We start from the raw sequence: 15,375 nt of genomic DNA, 5'->3' as shown, positions 1-15,375 counted from the left end.
AAAAAAACAGAGATGGCTATCCTGCGGAAGCGCCTCCCTGTTTTCTTCTGAATTCTGACGGTGTCAGACCGGTATATTTTTTAAAAACAAGACTGAAATACTTCGGATTATCGCCAAACCCGATTTCTTCAGCAATTTCTGATACACTCGCATCCCGCCTCATTTTCATCTGTTTCATCGCATGTTCAAGACGCACTCGTGTAACATATTGGGAAAATTTCTCGCCTGTTTCCTGCTTAAATAACTTCCCGAGATAATCAGGATTCATAAACAGCATATCCTTCGCCGCCCATTTTAAGGACAGATTCGGATTTCCGAGCTCGTCGGCAATAAGCCTGATCATTTTTGAAATCACTGCGCTCCCATGCAGGTCACCAGACGCTTCAGCTGTGTCACGAAACAACTGCCCCGCGTGCCGGAGTTCTCCCGCCTGACTGATGGCCATCTTGCGGTCCGCAAAAACCTCCGCCGCCTTTTCAGCGGCGTTCTCCTCTACGGCGAGCACTGTCCATTCTCCGCTGCTGCAAACCGCTGTCAGTGCCGATCCGAGTGCCTCTCTGGTTGTGGCATCAATAGATTGTTCCCCTTTTAAGATCAAGAGGCGGATCTTTTTTCCGGCAAGTGAAGGCGGCGGAGACAGCTGGGCCACACCGGCGATCAAGCCTTCCAAGTATTGATCGGCTGCAAAGGAACGGATATGGTCCAGCTCGTGTTTCAGATGGGCTGTTTTCTTTTTGTGCACATCTTGCCGCTTCAGCTCAGCAATGATTTCCTCCAGCGAGCTGATAATCTGCTGTTCATTGCAGGGCTTCAGCAAATAATGCTTCACCCCATATTTCATGGCTTCCTTTGCGTACTCAAACTCTCCAAACCCGGACAGGACGATAAATTGCACCGACGGGCTGACGGCTGACACCTTTTTGATCAGCTCAAGCCCGTCCATGCCGGGCATTTTGACGTCTGTGATGACGATATGCGGCTGCTTATGTACAATCTTTTCATATGCTTCATGTCCGTTCTGCGCTTTACCGATCAATGAGGCGCCAAGCGACTCCCACTCAATGATTCCTGCCATTCCATCAAGGATAATCCTCTCATCATCAGCCAGCAGAATTTTATACATCACACCACCTCATTTTGGCACGGTATTGTGATCACAATCCTCGTCCCCTTTCCATGCTCACTATGAATCCGCAATCCGTATGGCTCTCCGAATGTCAGGCTGATGCGCTCGCGAATATTCCAAAGTCCGATTCCTCTTCCGCCCGTTGATTCAAGAATCCGTCCATCCATGCCAGGGCCGTTATCTTCGACCGTAATACAGACACATTCCTTCGCCTTTTTCGCCTGAATCCGGATGGCGCACGGTCTTGTAAAGGGTTCAAGCGCGTATTGAATCGCATTTTCCGCAAGCGGCTGGAGCGTCAGTTTCGGAATGAGGCAATGCTTCACCTCATCGTCAATATCCAACGTGAAATTCAGGCGCTCTTCAAATCGAAATCGCTGAATGGTCATATAGTGACGTACAATGTCCGCCTCCTCCTGAATGGTCACGATATCCTTTTTCATATGTATGCTGTTTCGCAGAAGAAAACCGAGCGATTCCACCATTTTTGAGATTTGCTTTTGCTGATTCGCCTTGGCCAGCCAATTGATGGACTCGAGCGTGTTATATAAAAAATGCGGATTGATCTGGGCTTGCAGTGCTTTCAATTCGGTTTCTTTAATAATGAGCTGTTTTTCCACATTTTCTTCCATCAGCTCATTAATCCGTTTCATCATGACAGTAAAATGGCGGTTCAGCATGCCGGCCTCATCCTGTGTATGTTCCGGCAGAGAAAGCGACACACCCGCTTCAATGCCGCCGTGCTGTACCGATTTCATCGCGGTCACAAGCTGTTCAATCGGCTCCGTGATACTGTTAGCGATTTTCCTTCCGAAAAGCAAAACCACACAGAAAAAGAGGAGAAAGCATGTGCCGATCACTGTTTTCATAAAGGAAATTTTCGCGAACATCTGATCAAAGGGGATAACGTTATAGTAGCTCCAATTTTGGTAGGATGATTGAAGATAAGAAATAAAGTAACGTTTGCCATTCTTTTTTATCAAGTCATAACCGGGGTGCTTCAGCGTCTCTTTTGCTGCCTCAGGAACATGCGCTGATGCATGTGCCGTATACACCAAATTCCCGCCTTGGTCAGCAATCATAATGTCTCCGACTGAATCGCCCCAATCCTTCGGCACATCACGAATCATTTGTTTTACATTGACTTGGATCAGCACCATGCCCAAGCCGTTCAGACTCAGCTGGTGATAGGACCTGATCTGCCGTGCTGAAATCAGGACAGGATCTGACCCGCCGAGCGTCATCCAAAGATTTCTTCCATTTTTCGCTTTCGCTCGCTTAAATACCTCTTCCTGCTCCTGCTGCAAAAGATCTGAAGAACTGCTTCCGGCTGAATACTCTGAGCCGCGGGCATCAATCAAATGAATGGAATCGATGTACTTTTCATCACTGGCATATCCCGCAAGCTGATCCCAAAGCTCCTGCTTCATTTGATATTGATCATACGTATCATCCCGATTTTGCATACTCAGGATGCGCTGAATCTGTTCGTCTGTAATGATTTCATATGACACATCCTCTATCTTCTTCAGCTCGTCTTCGATCCTTTCAGAAGACATGCGAAGCACCTCCGAGGACTTGCGGTAAATCTGCTCATCATACACATGAAAGGCATACTGGACCCCGCTGTATACAAACAGAAAGGATACGGCCATAATCAACGATAGAAACACAAACAGCTTATCCTTAATCTTCATCCGCCTGTACCAGCCAGCAACTCTTTTCTTCATGCCGCCTTTTCTTTCTCCTGCCGCTGATCCATTGACCGAAACGCTTTAAAGGACAGCTTCGTTAAGATCAGGCTGAGTAAACTCCCGCTGAAAAACAATAGAAACGTGACATGAAACAGAACGAGACAAAGCACACCGAGAGCGCCCGCTGCCATCAAAAGCGTCACCGCCGGACGGCTGAAAGCAATCAAAAAGCTGATGCTCAGCACCTCTCTGATTTTTACATCAAAATGAGAAAACACCGGGAACACATACAGCACAACAAACGCGAAAATCAAACTAATGCTCAGGAATACATTGACGAGCACAGGCTGGTCCATCTGAGCCGCTATCCGCATATCCGCAAACAGAAACAGGGCAGCCGTCACAACGATAAGCCCGAGGATCTGTGATGCCCGCCATTCCTTTTTAAACGCCCGAATAAAGACAGAAAACACCGGGGCATCTGTATTCCCCTTCGCCCATTCTCTCGCCACTGTAAACATCGCGGCAGTAGCGGGCATCAGCCCAAACACAACCAGGCCTGCAAGAGAAAACAAAATCCAAAGCACATTCAAATAGGCCAGTCTCATCACCCACGTACAAAAACGATTCAGCCCATTTGTCACACTGTGTATCATCAACATCACCTTCCCGCTTCGGAAAACGCTTTCATTTTAAAGTAATATGTATTTCTCCTTTCGAAAGAAAATTCCTGCCGTTCTGTGAAAATTTCGACATAATGAGAGAAAGCAGCAGCCTTATCCTTTCCTGTAACGTCGGATGGCCTTATCGATCAAATATCCGGCAGTGGCTCCGAAAATGACATTGAATCCAAGCATTCCGAGCGCAGCCCCTTGCCAGCCGCGTACATACACGAGGCTGTACCAGATCGCAAACATACCAAGGACGATCAGCCCGGCCAACATCCATTCCGGCCGACTTTTGTCAGGAAACCTCATCCGCATCAAAACGGATACGCCAGCAAACAGACAAGCCGTCACAACCCTGTCACAAATAAAATTGGCCACAACATCGCCTGCCCTCCCTTTTAGAAAAGACAAAAAAGCCCCCTGCAAAGGACGCTTATTCTGCCGTAATCTCTTTCTCAAACAAATGATATCCGGACGCATCAGCACCCATGAATTCATATCCCATACGCCGATAAAAGGAATGCAGGGCGTCGCTATCAGCGACACAGTCAAGCCGTATCCGCGTTTTTTCCGGAAAGTGTATGCCCGTCTCCGCCCACTGAAGGACGCGGGCTCCAAGCCCCTGTCCCGCAAACCGGCGGCTTACTGCGAGGCGATGCAAATAAATGGACTCCTCATGCCCATCGTCTCCCCAAAGCGTCCGGTCCCACTCGCTCGGTTCAGGCAGCAGCATCACGACAGCCGCAAGCTCTTCATCTTTTTTAAACACAAACACATGTCCCTTTTCAATTGACCCCGTGATATCATGTATATCTTGCCCTTTCAGAAGTCCGCTCCATTGGTTAGAACCCCGATCCCGGAGCCATTCAGCTGTTCGGACGAGCAACCCGGTAATCGATTCTGCATCCTCATAGACGGCCGGACACGCGTAAAATCCATCTGCAATCGTTTCGTTCTCAATCTTAAAAGCTGACATAAAGGCCTCCCAATCAAAAAGTAAGCTTGCACACACACCTTGATTATAATGCAGACCAAACTGCAAAAACAGACCATTTTCTCTGTATGTAAAAGGGTGTATGAAAGAGAGGCCAATCTGCCTATTAGAAAATCTTCTTTTTATCCCGTTCTTCTTTTAAAATTTCAACCGCTTCTCTGAAGCGCATAGAGTGTACGATTTCACGCTCTCGCAAAAAACGCAGGGAGTCGTTTAAATCAGGATCATCCGAAATATCAATCAGCCATTGATACGTCGCCCGCGCCTTTTCTTCTGCGGCAATATCTTCGTATAAATCGGCAATCGGATCGCCCTTCGCTTGGATATAGCTCGCGGTAAACGGCACGCCCGCCGCATTATGATAAAAAAGCGCGCTGTCGTGATTGACGTAATGATCGCCAAGCCCCGCTTCACGCAGTTGCTCCGGTGTGGCGTCTTTCGTTAACTTATAGACCATGGTCGCAATCATTTCCAAATGGGCAAACTCCTCCGTGCCGATATCTGTTAAAAGGCCGATGACCTTATCAGGAATCGTATAACGCTGGTTCAAATACCGGAGAGCCGCGGCCAGCTCGCCGTCCGCTCCGCCATACTGCTCAATCAAATACTTCGCCAGCGTCGGGTTGCACGTACTGACCTTGACAGGGTATTGCAGCTTCTTTTCATACACCCACATTCAGGCATTCCTCCTTATACTTGCCACGGCCATGGCCCTTTTCCCCAATCCCAATCCTTGCCCGCGGGGCTGTTGCCGAACTGCAGAAGCGGTCCGTAAGAGGATTCGAACTGTCTTTTTAAGTGCCTTGAATAGCCGGAATATTGATTGAATTGCTTCAGCGCATCTTCATCATGAGGATGTGTATTTAAATAAAGACTCAGCTCAACAAGCACAAAATCAGCAGCCTGTATTTGCTCTAGCTGACGATAATATTCGGCATCAACCTTTTTTGCCATGTGCGTCTCCCCCTCGATAAGGGTTTTCATAAAAATCATAGAGATCCTTCCAAAGGGTGCCTTTCCTCAAAGCCTCCATCGGCGAAAACTGCTCCATGTGCTCAGGCTGAAAGGTCATATAAAGGTTAGGGGGCGTTCTGTAATATTTCTTCCCTATAGGCGGACAGGGATCAAAACGGCTGTGAAAGGGCGTATATGATTTGACAGGCGTAAACGGCTGCATATCCTTCATTCCGGCTCCTCCTTTCTCAAAAACAATGACCTTAATAGGTATGAGGCAGGGGGCATGATTATGACTGAAACACGGCTTAGCTTTTTCAATAAGAAGACCTTCGGAAGAGCCGAAGGTCTTTCTAGACTATTCAGTCCGAAATGAGGTCAGTGTTTCCAATATGCAGCATGAGCAGCCGCAAACTCTGACAGCGAACGAGGTTCTATTCCCGTCACACGCTTCACTGTATCCGTTACCCGATGTTCCGCACCATGGCTGATTGCCTCATCAAGCTTCGCCATAAAATGGGCATAATCCGCGGGCAAACCTCCTGCCTCCATTTTATGCTGCAGCTCGGAACGAGAAATGCTGACATGCTCCACCCGGCGTCCTGCCGCTGCACCGATCATCTCTGCCGCTTCGGCATAGCTCAGCGCCTCGGGTCCTGTCAGGATATGATGTGTCTGATGAGGGACGGCATCAGTCAAAGCACGCACGGCTGTTTCTGCAATGTCATCAGCATCAATGAATCCTAGCTTTCCCTCGCCCGAAGCCGTGATGATGCGCCCCTCAGTTTGAATCGACATTCGATGCTGGACATTGATGAAATTTTGCATAAAGTATGAAGGCCGCAGCACCGTCCATTCAGGGAATTCGCACACTGCCTGATGAAGCGCGCCAAACACGGGACCATTCTCAGGGACAACAGACGCACTTAGCATCACTACCCGCTTTGCACCGAGACGCTTTGCCTCCTTTAAAAAGGGGAGCACATAGGGAGCCGGATCAAATACACCGACCGGAGCAACAAGATAGATCTGTTTTACCTGTTCTAGAGCAGGCGTAAAACTGGAGGCATCCTTCCAATCAAAATACACATACTCCGCACTTGCAAGCGCGCCCTTTTTCCGGCTCGCAATACGCACCCTGTGCCCCAGCTCTATTAAACGGCTGCAGATGCGGCTGCCGGTTGTGCCGGTCCCGCCTGTAATTAAAATCGGATTCTGTTTCATCGTTTTCCACTCTCCTCTGTTTGCAAAAATGATCCTCCAAAGGCCTCTTTTACAACAAGCGGATTCCAATAATCCTTGTAACGCACAATGCGGCCATCTCTCGTTTCGATGACACTGATATAGCTTTGGCGATAAGGCAGCCCAGTCTCAATCACATGGCCGTCACATTGAAACTCCGCAATCATCGTATTCGTATCTGCTGAACGGTACACTGTCGGAGCGGTAAATGAAGAAAGATGGATCTGCTTAGGATAATCCTTAATATAATTGTAAATGGCCGCTTTTCCTTCTATTCTTTTTGGTGATCCCTCCGGCGCATAAGGAAACTCAAATACAGCATTCTCATCCCAAAGCTCCGTCCAGCTCTTCATGTCCTTCTCAAGCATATAAGCCATAAACTTTCTCAATGTTTCACATGCTTTTTCAAACTCATTCATCAACATTCATCATCACCTCATTTTTATTTCTAGACTATTCAGTCCAAAAAGTACATACATGGGCAAAGAATCCTTTACCACATGTTAATCAAGCACTGATAAACTCACGTCAACATGGTCCTGAAGACGATCAATATCTGCCGTCACTTTTGCAATAAATGTCAGTGACAGCCTACTCTGATTCAGGTACCGGGCGAGCGCAGATATATCAGGATCTTCGCCATTCAATTCTCCTTGATCCTTCGCCCTTAAAAGCGCCTGATAAAAAGCGTCCTCAAGCTGCTTGGATTGTCTTTCAAAATACCGGGCAAGCTCAGGGTCATGCGGAATCTGTTCAATCGCACTGTTAATGATATAGCACGCCTTCGCCCGTTCAGGATCCCTCAAAGCATTGACACCTTCTTGAAAAATATCACGAATGGCTTCCTTTACAGATCCTGGCGCTTCAAGCCTTTCCATAACGGCAGTGTTTTTCCCTTCAAGATACGTTTTCACAGCTGACAAAAACAAATCACGCTTCGTGCCATACGTATCATACAAACTTTGGCGCGCAATGCCTAAATGAGAGAGCAGATCCTGAAGAGACGTTCCTTCGTAGCCATACTCTCCGAAGACCTCTATCGCCCTGTGAAGAACAAGCGCCGTATCAAATTCTTTATTCCTCCCCAAAAAACAATCACCTCCTGAAACAAATGTTACCAGTTTCCAGACTGAACAGTCAAGAAAAAAGGTGAAAAACACTCTTGATCTGCAAGAGTGTCCTCTTTTTATCATCATCTTCTTTATTTATATCCGTCTTTTCCCCAGTGGCCCATATGGTGGTGATGGTGGCCATAATGACCATCATGATGGTGGTGATGATTATCCTTTCCAACATGGTGATGATGGTGATGAAGATTATCTTTTCCATCATGATGATGGTGATAATAGTGGTGATGGCCATCATTTTCATGGTGCATGTTCGGATAACTTACAGTTTCCGGAGAGCCTCCATAGCCGCCGCTTGGGTAACCGCCGGATCCTCCGTATCCTCCGTACGTTCCATATCCCGGATAGCCGCCGACACCTCCATGTATGCCGTGATCTGGGTAGCCTCCATACATGCCAAAGCCCGGGTGGCCTCCATACATGCCATAACCCGGGTGGCCTGTGCTTTGCATGCCATAGCCCGGGTGGCCAATACCAAAGCCCTGATAATGACCACAACCAGGTCCGCCATACATATGTCTTGTATCAGTCATATTCACTCTCTCCTTCACATAGGTTACAGTCCAGAGTATGAGAATATCTTACTGATCGTATAGGCGGCCGCCTACATACAGCTAAAACAATTTCCAGGACAAAAAAAGCAGGCCATAACAGCCTGCTCACTCCTTACTCGCCTAAATCAACGTTATGATATACCTGCTGAACATCTTCCAAATCTTCTAATGCATCAATCAATTTTTCAAACTGTTCCTTTGCATCATCCGGAAGCGTTACTTCACTTTGCGCAAGCATTGTCAGCTCCGCTACTGTAAATTCCTCGACACCCGCGTTTTTAAACGCCTCTTGCACCGCATGGAATTGATCAGGCTCGGCATACACGATCGCGCTGTCATCCTCTTCTAAAATGTCACGTACATCAACATCCGCTTCCATCAGGATTTCAAGCGCTTCGTCAGCAGTTTTGCCTTCCACACCGATTACAGCCGTCGCGTCAAACATGTAAGCAACAGATCCGCTCACACCCATGTTTCCGCCGTTTTTCCCGAACGCCGCACGCACTTCCGGCGCCGTCCGGTTTACATTATTCGTCAGCGCATCAACGATAATCATTGATCCGTTCGGCCCGAAGCCCTCATAACGAAGCTCATCGTAATTCTCTTCCGCTCCGCCCTTCGCCTTCTCGATCGCACGTTCAATGATGTTTTTCGGCACGCTGTAAGTCTTCGCACGCTCAAGCACAACCTTCAGCGCCTGGTTGGATTCCGGATCAGGCTCGCCCTGTTTCGCCGCCACATAAATCTCACGGCCAAACTTCGCATAAATTCGACTCGTATTTGCGTCCTTAGACGCCTTCTTCTCTTTAATATTGTTCCACTTACGGCCCATGATGTTCCACTCTCTTTCATATATATCAATCTAAATACTGTTATTCACTTTATCCATTATACCTCAAATGGTTTGGTTGTTTCGAGTGTCTTGCGTTAGAAATAGAAGGAATGCCGCGATGTGGAAAATGGAACGTCTTCCGTAAAGCAAGAAAAAGCCCTAGCTAAGGGCTTTCTTCTGATCACTAAGTTTGTAAGGGGAATGATCGATATACGTCGTATTTCGATCTGTTGATTCCTTAAATCCACTGGAGTTTGTCAGGAATGGAAACGACATGCTTCCGAAAACTAGAGTAACAGCCAGACACATCATCACTTTTTTCTTAATAGGCATATAAACACTCTCCTTTTAGAATATCTTCTTGGGCTTTCAGCACTTTCCGATAAAACGCAGCAGCTTGTTCAAAGTGACAGCTGCTTTCAAAAACAGCGGCAGCACTCCGGGCACATGCTTCAATGTACGCGTGCAGGTTCTTTTTTTCGAAATAGCTTAAAAGATCATGAATTTTTCGTTCGTCAACAGTCTCCTTGTACACGGCCTGCAAGAACAGAAACAATTCTTTATAAAATTTGTGAGAACGTGCTGTGATATGGTCTAATCCTTCCTCTATGAACTGAAACGCCTTCTGTGTTTGGCCCGCTTTACATAATGTCCAGCTTAACCCAAACAAGACTTTCGGAAGCAGATCAGGCACTTTCTCTCTGCTTACTTTCGCCGCTTTTTGGAAATGTTCTACAGCCATCTGATCGTCTCCTGATCTGTCATAGCTGTTCGCGATGTTCAATAGAGAAATGGCGATAAACCTGTCATTTTGAATGTCCATTGCCAAATCTAGCGCCGCCTCTAAATGCGGGAGCGCTTTATCATAATGTTTGAAATCATCATAGTTGCCGGCGATCACAAACAAGCTTTGTATCGTTCTAATGCTGTATAGGGGATTTTTTTGATAAATGTCTAAGGCTTGAAGAATATGATGCATCGACACATGGGTTTGCTTCATGTGATAATACGCTTCGGCCACTTTAAAATGGAATTCCGCTTTCTCAATTTCATCTGACACAAACGGCAGTTCTTTCTCCGCCTCGCGATAATACCCGATCGCTTCCACATATTCTTTTTGGTCAAATTCATACATGCCGCGGAAAAACAAAGAGTAGTATTTCAAAAGGCCTGTGAGTTTTTTCTGAGGGGTCTCAATCGTTTCAAGAAGCTCTGTCACTGTAGGGCGATTCCCGTATGTTTGTCCCGGCTCCAAATAATCAAGCATCAGCTGGTGCCGAAAACACATCAGAGAATAATAGATCAGCAAATCCTGATCCTCTTCCATCTGCTGAATGTCCTGCTCCACCTCCGCTTTCAGAATCTCAGCATCCGGAACACTGAACTGGCGAATCATCTTGTACCATTCATTAATCTTAACACCTACACGCGAAGACGGTATGGCTTGACTCAACGGCTTCCCTCCTTCTCTATGAGATATGTCATATTCTATCAATCCCAAATTTTGAAAACAATATAGAAGGAAGAAATTGTTTTTTCATCCTGTCAATTTGTTTTTTTTCGTAAAAAAGAACCCTTTATGCAAGGGTCTTTGTCATTCTATTTCATATACGTATTCACTTATTGTCAACCACAACAAAATCCTGCACCTTCACCTGTTCCTCAGGCAAATCAAACTGATAAAGCATCTTCTTAGAATGGATATCAAACACACCCACATACCCGCCGATGCCCTTTTTATGCTCTTCCTGGGCAACTATATACAATAGATTCCCCTTAAACTTTGCTTCCATATAAGGGAAATTCAAACTATATGTATGAAAAGAAAATTCCTTCCCATACTCCAGCAAGTTCGCCTCACCCTTTTTGTCCTCGTACGTAACGTAAAAACTGCCGCTTTCTTTGTCATAATACACAGTATCTGCATATTCAAGATCTTCAGGATACGCAATATATGTCGCCTTCCATGTCCCTTTTTCAATCACAGTCAATTCATGCTCCGAGCTCGCAACAATAAATTCCTTCGAGTCTGCGAATTGATCAGCGTATGAGGCTAAGCTCAGGGTCTCAATCATTTCCTCTGTTTTTCTGTCAATCACGTAAATAGCCATGCTTTGAATGATATAAATATAGTTCTCATCACTGGCCCCCATCGTGACAAGCGAAGGCAAGGTAAGGGTATATTCCTTCTTCATTTTTTTATCATTTATGCGGATCTCATTCCCCGTCGTATCAACATTATAGGCCTTAACAGACACATCCTTCCCCTCATGCCAAAACGCAAATGGATCTGAAAGCGGATGCTCTTTGATCGCATCCTTCTCCAGCGTGTAGTAAAAAGGCTCGTGTTCCGCCAATAATACAAGGTCTGTGGATTTGTATGACTTCATTTGAATATAAGGAACATCCGCCACCTTAAACGTACGCCTGTTAAACCGTTCGCCTGTTGAGGTTGAAAGCAGCACGCTTTCTTTTATGAAAAGATTGGAGTAGATAAAAAAGATCCGGTCTTCTTCGGGGTGGATGACGGGAGATTGGACAGGATGCGTATTCTTATTTTGAAAGGAAATATAGACAGCCAACATAAAAACACTTGCGAACAAACCCAATAATATAAAACGCTTCTTCATATAAACAACTCCCAATATATGGTCCGAAACTCTATATCGTTTTCAACATGCCCTGTACATATCCCTTGTAACCCAATAAAAAAAAGAACTTCTCAATGGAAGTTCTCACTTATTTTTCTCATAGGATTGTTTGATCAATCCCATGATATATTCAATGTGTTCATCATCTTTTATGAAAATCTCATAGTCGCCATTTCCCCAGTGGCCGGTCTCAGAGACATCGCGCATTCTGTCCTCGGGATCATGCAATTCTCCCTTTTTCATATTCACCCACAGCTTAAGTCCGCTTTTTAAAAGAAGAATGTCAGTGAAATTTCGCTTATTTGATGTAAACGCAATATAAAGCTTTGTCGGTTTGATTGAAATATGATCGTCTAAATTAAAAATGAATTCCTTTAGCTGCTGATAAAGCTCTATGATGTCAAACGGTTTATCTGCAAGATGATCCTCTTCAGAAAACACTTTAATTTCTTTGCTGACCTCTTGAATGGTCTCACTTTGCCGTGAAATGGTCTTAATCGACTCGGAGACGCCATCAGCCTTCATTTGATTCAACTGGATCAGATCATTTTCGTATCTTTTAATCTCCCACAATTCAATTGGCAGATCTTTAAAATGGATCGATTGCTTTTGATACACCGTAAATACAGGTGAGATAAAAATGACCTTCGACTGCGACCAGTCTACATCATCCCGCTTTAACGGAAGATCATGATTTTCATTGTACTCAAGAATGAAATCTGCTTTATGATTGAGCATTGCCGCTAAGTAGGCGTAGCCCTGATCAACAACACTGAAGTTTTTCGTATTTTTATACTCGATAATCACAAAAGATTTCGTCTCAGCATCAAACGCTAACGTATCAATGCGGAAATTACTGATTCTGAATTCAGATTTCACAAACCCTAGCCCCAACATTTGCTGAAGATTGGCTTCACATAAATCCTGAATCTCTTTTTCTTTTTTAAACGGTTTCTCGCGAATATCTTCTAGCTGATTTTGGTTGTTTACTTTATAGAGATACATGCTGGGCTCCTTTTATTTTACTAGTTCCATTAAGGTTTCTAAGGATAGACTCGAAACCGGATTTTGCGTTTTTGTTTTCAGTGTACTTCCAATTAAATAAGAATAGTCACGGCACTCTGCCAATTGAAACCGGACTCTATTATTCGTTTTAGTGATCTTGGCGGGTTCTTCAGATTCCCAAGCGTCAACGATCTTGTAAACATTTAAAATCACACCGCTCCGAACAACAATTGCCCGTTTACATTCCTTTGCTCTGGACAATTTCATATCCCAGTTCCCGCAAGCGCGGTTCGTTAGCGTGTCACCTTTTTGAATATCCTTGATCTTTATGATTAAGAAGTCTTTATCCAAATGAGCTCTTCCCCTTTTTATTGATCTATCATCATCTTATCAAAACCATGCACTTAGACACATGCCAAATGACTCATTTTTCCACCAAAACACGTTCTCACCCCCACCCTCATCCCGCCCCGTGGTAAAATTTTGATATTGAGTGAACAAAAGAAGGGAAATGGTCATGAAAGTATTTGAAGCGAAAACACTGCTTTCGGAAGCGACAGACCGTGCAAAAGAGTACAAAGAACTAAGAACGCAAATGGTCAACTTGAGAAAAGCGTTAAAAAGTGTCGCTGATCTCAGTGACAGCGAATTTTCAGGAAAAGGCGCCAGCAACATCAAAGCCTTCTATCACGACCACGTCGGCGTCACCGACCAATGGATCGACTACATCGACATGAAAATCGCATTTTTCAATAGCATCGCCGGAGCCGCGGAGGACAAAGCCCTCTCTGACGCATACATCGAAGAATCCTTCCTGGAGCACGAACTGGCAAATGCCAATAAAAAATCAAAATCCATCATGTCCGAACAGAAAAAAGCGATGAAAGACATCCTGAACGATATCGACGACATCCTCCCGCTCGACCTGTTTTCAACAGAAACCTTCAAAGACGAGCTGGCCGATGCCAACGACAAACGCAAAAAAACACTGGAAAAATTGGACGCCTTGGACGAAGACCTGAAGACAGAATACGCCCTGTCAGAACCAAACGAACAATTCATCAAGTCCGACTTCCAAAAGCTCCAAGAAGCAACGGGCAAAGGCAAAAACGCCACACCCATCCACTACAACGCCAAAGCGTACCGTGAGAGTGACATACATAAGAAAAAAGGCGACATTGAAAAGCGGACTGAGGCTTACTTGAAGATTAAGAAAGAGGAAGCGAAGGAACGCGAGATTGAAAAACTGAAAGAAAGACTGAAAAACTATGATTATGCGGATGCCGATGAATTCTACGAAATGGCAAAAACGATCGGCTATGAAAATCTGACAGCTGAACAACAGAGATACCTCACACAGATTGAAAACACGCGTGAGCTTGAAGCAGGCTTCAAAGGGGTCGCCGTCGGCCTTTATGATTCCGGGAAAGACGCGGTCGTAGGACTATGGGATATGGTCACAGATCCGAGCGGAACCGTTGAAGCGATTACCGGAGCGATGGCTCACCCGATCAAAACGTATGAAGCCATTTCAGCGGCAATCGAAGAATCGTATCAAAAAGACATGGTGAATGGTGACACCTACTCAAGAGCAAGATGGGTGTCATATGCGGTTGGCACTGTTGTCACATCAATTGTCGGCACAAAAGGCGTAGGAGCCGTCTCAAAAACTGGCACAGCCGCCAAAGTGACGACCAAAGTCAAAACAGCAGCAAGCAAATCAGCAACAGCCCAAAAAGCCATAACAGTCTCAAAACAAACCGTTGATCACATCAAACAAAAAGTAAACACAGGCATTGAAGTATCAAAAAAACACGTCAAAACCAAGTTAAATCAAATCGGAAATCTCACTCTAGCTGATATTCTCCCGTATCATCCGCGTCACGACTTAGTGCCGGCGGGCGTTCCTTATAACGCAGTCAACGGGGTCACACTTAAAGAGGGACTTCAGAAATTCGCCAAGGTCATCCTTCCGAAACCATACGGAACGTCATCAAGCGGAAGACGAACTCCAGCGCCACATGTACCGCCGGTAACAGTCAAATACGGCGAGCATTTCGCAAGATGGAGCAGAAAGAAAGTACTGAAGCCTAATATCATCTACAAAACAAAAGAAGGCTACACGTACACGACTGACAACTATGGTAGAATTACAAGTGTCAAAGCAGACTTACAGCTGGGAGAAGCAAAACGAAACCAATATGCACAGACGAATGCTGGAAAGCCCCAAGACCGAAAGCCTGACGATGACGGCGGCCATTTAATCGCCACCCAATTCAAAGGCTCAGGCCAGTTCGACAATATCGTGCCGATGAATTCTCAGATTAATAGGAGTGGCGGCAGATGGTATGAAATGGAGCAAGAATGGGCAAAGGCTCTTAAAGAAGAACCACCGCAAAAAGTTAACGTTAATATAAAAGCCATATATAAAGGTGATTCACTAAGACCAGACAAATTCATCGTTAAGTACAGAATTGGAGATGCTGATTTCGAAAAAGTAACATTAAAGAATCAATCCGGAGGTTGAG

19 protein-coding genes are annotated in these 15,375 nt (G+C 45.4%); 1 reads left to right on the top strand and 18 read right to left on the bottom strand.

All coding sequences use genetic code 11. The annotated features are described in order from the left end of the window. Positions 1-16 precede the first annotated feature (16 nt). The 18 genes from yesN to AC0OMA_RS03940 all read right to left on the bottom strand — a co-directional run bounded on the left by yesN (position 17) and on the right by AC0OMA_RS03940 (position 13,198). Complete coding sequence (yesN, locus tag AC0OMA_RS04025; protein ID WP_327844138.1) at positions 17-1,123, bottom strand: two-component system response regulator YesN; 1,107 nt, start codon at positions 1,121-1,123, stop codon at positions 17-19. Continuing rightward, on the bottom strand, positions 1,123-2,856 hold the full coding sequence (gene yesM / locus AC0OMA_RS04020; protein WP_181218515.1) for a two-component system sensor histidine kinase YesM: 1,734 nt from the start codon (positions 2,854-2,856) through the stop codon (positions 1,123-1,125). Before yesM ends, yesN begins: the two co-directional genes overlap by 1 nt. Then, positions 2,853-3,482, bottom strand: coding sequence for a YesL family protein (locus AC0OMA_RS04015; RefSeq protein ID WP_181218513.1), 630 nt, complete (start codon positions 3,480-3,482; stop codon positions 2,853-2,855). The genes yesM and AC0OMA_RS04015 overlap by 4 nt, the downstream gene beginning before the upstream one ends. Positions 3,483-3,596: 114 nt before the next feature. After that, the gene (locus AC0OMA_RS04010) at positions 3,597-3,899 is read right to left on the bottom strand and encodes a YesK-like family protein (RefSeq protein WP_181218510.1); all 303 of its coding nucleotides are present in this window, start codon (positions 3,897-3,899) and stop codon (positions 3,597-3,599) included. Positions 3,900-3,921: 22 nt separating this feature from the next. After that, on the bottom strand, positions 3,922-4,464 hold the full coding sequence (locus AC0OMA_RS04005; RefSeq protein ID WP_014479097.1) for a GNAT family N-acetyltransferase: 543 nt from the start codon (positions 4,462-4,464) through the stop codon (positions 3,922-3,924). 124 nt (positions 4,465-4,588) lie between these two features. Then, on the bottom strand, positions 4,589-5,158 hold the full coding sequence (gene cotJC, locus AC0OMA_RS04000) for a spore coat protein CotJC (protein WP_003233850.1): 570 nt from the start codon (positions 5,156-5,158) through the stop codon (positions 4,589-4,591). Between the two features lie 14 nt (positions 5,159-5,172). Continuing rightward, positions 5,173-5,436: a spore coat protein CotJB gene (gene cotJB / locus AC0OMA_RS03995; protein WP_003219491.1), complete on the bottom strand. Its 264-nt coding sequence runs from the start codon at positions 5,434-5,436 to the stop codon at positions 5,173-5,175. Next, positions 5,420-5,668, bottom strand: coding sequence for a spore coat-associated protein CotJA (cotJA, locus tag AC0OMA_RS03990; RefSeq protein ID WP_003219489.1), 249 nt, complete (start codon positions 5,666-5,668; stop codon positions 5,420-5,422). Before cotJA ends, cotJB begins: the two co-directional genes overlap by 17 nt. Positions 5,669-5,814: 146 nt before the next feature. Next, positions 5,815-6,660, bottom strand: coding sequence for an SDR family oxidoreductase (locus AC0OMA_RS03985; protein ID WP_474221932.1), 846 nt, complete (start codon positions 6,658-6,660; stop codon positions 5,815-5,817). After that, the gene (locus AC0OMA_RS03980; RefSeq protein WP_181218506.1) at positions 6,657-7,103 is read right to left on the bottom strand and encodes a nuclear transport factor 2 family protein; all 447 of its coding nucleotides are present in this window, start codon (positions 7,101-7,103) and stop codon (positions 6,657-6,659) included. Before AC0OMA_RS03980 ends, AC0OMA_RS03985 begins: the two co-directional genes overlap by 4 nt. Before the next feature lie 78 nt (positions 7,104-7,181). Continuing rightward, on the bottom strand, positions 7,182-7,766 hold the full coding sequence (locus tag AC0OMA_RS03975; RefSeq protein WP_181218504.1) for a TetR/AcrR family transcriptional regulator: 585 nt from the start codon (positions 7,764-7,766) through the stop codon (positions 7,182-7,184). 113 nt (positions 7,767-7,879) lie between these two features. Next, positions 7,880-8,338, bottom strand: a complete 459-nt coding sequence (gene yeeK, locus AC0OMA_RS03970) for a spore coat protein YeeK (RefSeq protein WP_474221931.1) — start codon at positions 8,336-8,338, stop codon at positions 7,880-7,882. Between the two features lie 133 nt (positions 8,339-8,471). Continuing rightward, positions 8,472-9,191 (bottom strand): YebC/PmpR family DNA-binding transcriptional regulator, encoded by a 720-nt coding sequence (locus tag AC0OMA_RS03965; RefSeq protein WP_003242611.1) that lies wholly within the window; start codon positions 9,189-9,191, stop codon positions 8,472-8,474. Between the two features lie 159 nt (positions 9,192-9,350). After that, positions 9,351-9,524, bottom strand: a complete 174-nt coding sequence (gene phrH / locus AC0OMA_RS03960; RefSeq protein WP_015482915.1) for a phosphatase RapH inhibitor PhrH — start codon at positions 9,522-9,524, stop codon at positions 9,351-9,353. After that, complete coding sequence (gene rapH, locus AC0OMA_RS03955; RefSeq protein WP_047182232.1) at positions 9,514-10,644, bottom strand: response regulator aspartate phosphatase RapH; 1,131 nt, start codon at positions 10,642-10,644, stop codon at positions 9,514-9,516. The genes phrH and rapH overlap by 11 nt, the downstream gene beginning before the upstream one ends. Positions 10,645-10,807: 163 nt before the next feature. Next, on the bottom strand, positions 10,808-11,821 hold the full coding sequence (locus AC0OMA_RS03950) for a hypothetical protein (RefSeq protein ID WP_072175463.1): 1,014 nt from the start codon (positions 11,819-11,821) through the stop codon (positions 10,808-10,810). A gap of 105 nt (positions 11,822-11,926) precedes the next feature. Continuing rightward, positions 11,927-12,847, bottom strand: coding sequence for a DUF5655 domain-containing protein (locus AC0OMA_RS03945; RefSeq protein ID WP_181218497.1), 921 nt, complete (start codon positions 12,845-12,847; stop codon positions 11,927-11,929). 12 nt (positions 12,848-12,859) lie between these two features. Further along, on the bottom strand, positions 12,860-13,198 hold the full coding sequence (locus tag AC0OMA_RS03940; protein WP_029726615.1) for a hypothetical protein: 339 nt from the start codon (positions 13,196-13,198) through the stop codon (positions 12,860-12,862). Positions 13,199-13,364: 166 nt separating this feature from the next. Between AC0OMA_RS03940 and yeeF the strand changes: the two genes are divergently transcribed. Continuing rightward, positions 13,365-15,374, top strand: coding sequence for an LXG family T7SS effector deoxyribonuclease toxin YeeF (gene yeeF / locus AC0OMA_RS03935; RefSeq protein ID WP_474221930.1), 2,010 nt, complete (start codon positions 13,365-13,367; stop codon positions 15,372-15,374). Position 15,375 lies beyond the last annotated feature (1 nt).

The organism is Bacillus sp. AMCV2 (assembly GCF_056033925.1).
This window is presented reverse-complemented; position numbering and strand designations above follow the sequence as displayed.

Excerpts from the sequence above, each read along its gene's own strand:
- cotJA (WP_003219489.1), bottom strand. The coding sequence starts at position 5,668 with ATGAAGGATATGCAGCCGTTTACGCCTGTCAAATCATATACGCCCTTT.
- yeeF (WP_474221930.1), top strand. The coding sequence starts at position 13,365 with ATGAAAGTATTTGAAGCGAAAACACTGCTTTCGGAAGCGACAGACCGT.
- AC0OMA_RS03950 (WP_072175463.1), bottom strand. The coding sequence starts at position 11,821 with ATGAAGAAGCGTTTTATATTATTGGGTTTGTTCGCAAGTGTTTTTATG.
- yesM (WP_181218515.1), bottom strand. The coding sequence starts at position 2,856 with ATGAAGAAAAGAGTTGCTGGCTGGTACAGGCGGATGAAGATTAAGGAT.
- AC0OMA_RS03945 (WP_181218497.1), bottom strand. The coding sequence starts at position 12,847 with ATGTATCTCTATAAAGTAAACAACCAAAATCAGCTAGAAGATATTCGC.
- cotJB (WP_003219491.1), bottom strand. The coding sequence starts at position 5,436 with ATGGCAAAAAAGGTTGATGCCGAATATTATCGTCAGCTAGAGCAAATA.
- yesN (WP_327844138.1), bottom strand. The coding sequence starts at position 1,123 with ATGTATAAAATTCTGCTGGCTGATGATGAGAGGATTATCCTTGATGGA.
- cotJC (WP_003233850.1), bottom strand. The coding sequence starts at position 5,158 with ATGTGGGTGTATGAAAAGAAGCTGCAATACCCTGTCAAGGTCAGTACG.
- AC0OMA_RS04005 (WP_014479097.1), bottom strand. The coding sequence starts at position 4,464 with ATGTCAGCTTTTAAGATTGAGAACGAAACGATTGCAGATGGATTTTAC.
- AC0OMA_RS03980 (WP_181218506.1), bottom strand. The coding sequence starts at position 7,103 with ATGTTGATGAATGAGTTTGAAAAAGCATGTGAAACATTGAGAAAGTTT.
- AC0OMA_RS03965 (WP_003242611.1), bottom strand. The coding sequence starts at position 9,191 with ATGGGCCGTAAGTGGAACAATATTAAAGAGAAGAAGGCGTCTAAGGAC.
- yeeK (WP_474221931.1), bottom strand. The coding sequence starts at position 8,338 with ATGACTGATACAAGACATATGTATGGCGGACCTGGTTGTGGTCATTAT.
- phrH (WP_015482915.1), bottom strand. The coding sequence starts at position 9,524 with ATGCCTATTAAGAAAAAAGTGATGATGTGTCTGGCTGTTACTCTAGTT.
- AC0OMA_RS03985 (WP_474221932.1), bottom strand. The coding sequence starts at position 6,660 with ATGAAACAGAATCCGATTTTAATTACAGGCGGGACCGGCACAACCGGC.
- AC0OMA_RS04015 (WP_181218513.1), bottom strand. The coding sequence starts at position 3,482 with ATGTTGATGATACACAGTGTGACAAATGGGCTGAATCGTTTTTGTACG.